Annotated in this window: 1 protein-coding gene; it reads right to left on the minus strand. The window is 72.9% G+C overall.

Annotation, left to right across the window (positions count from 1 at the left end; translation table 11 throughout):
* The coding region (locus tag J7528_RS24010; protein WP_291879879.1) for a histidine kinase dimerization/phospho-acceptor domain-containing protein at positions 1 to 582 on the minus strand (582 nt) is incomplete at both ends.

Here is a 582-nt window from a genome sequence, read left to right on the forward strand (position 1 = left end):
ATGTCCAAGCGCTCGCGCTGGGCGTCGCTCGTCTCTTCGGCCTGCATGACCTGGATCATGCCCAGGATGCCGTTCAGGGGCGTGCGGATCTCGTGGCTCATGGTGGCCAGGAAGGTGGTCTTGGCGGCGTTGGCGGCGGCGGCCTCGGCCTCCTTCTCGCGGGCGGCGGCCAGGGCCTGGATCAGGTCGCGCTGGACCGTCGCACGGTGCATCGCGGCCAGCAGCACATAGGCCAGGAAGGCGACCGCGGCGATGAAGGCGACCACCGATTGGCCGCCGGTCTCGCGGGCGGCCGGGCGGGCCAGGGCCAGGCTGGCGGTCAGCAGCACGGCCAGCAGCGAGGCCGCGCCGATGCGGCGCGAGATCGGGAACTCGGCGGTGCTGCTCAGGGCCACCGCGCCCAGCATGGCCGCGCCCGCCACCGCGGCGGCCCGGCCGCCCTCGACGACCATGGCCAGGGGCAGCAGGCCGTAGACGCCGGTGTAGACGAAGGTGACGGCGGCGTAGAGCCACTCTTGGTTCGGGCTGGGCTCGGCCGTGCGGTCGATCCACAGGCCCATCAGCTGGTTGCCGGCCATGAAC

It is taken from the genome of Caulobacter sp. (assembly GCF_017744445.1).
In the GTDB taxonomy this organism is placed as follows: Bacteria; Pseudomonadota; Alphaproteobacteria; order Caulobacterales; family Caulobacteraceae; genus Caulobacter.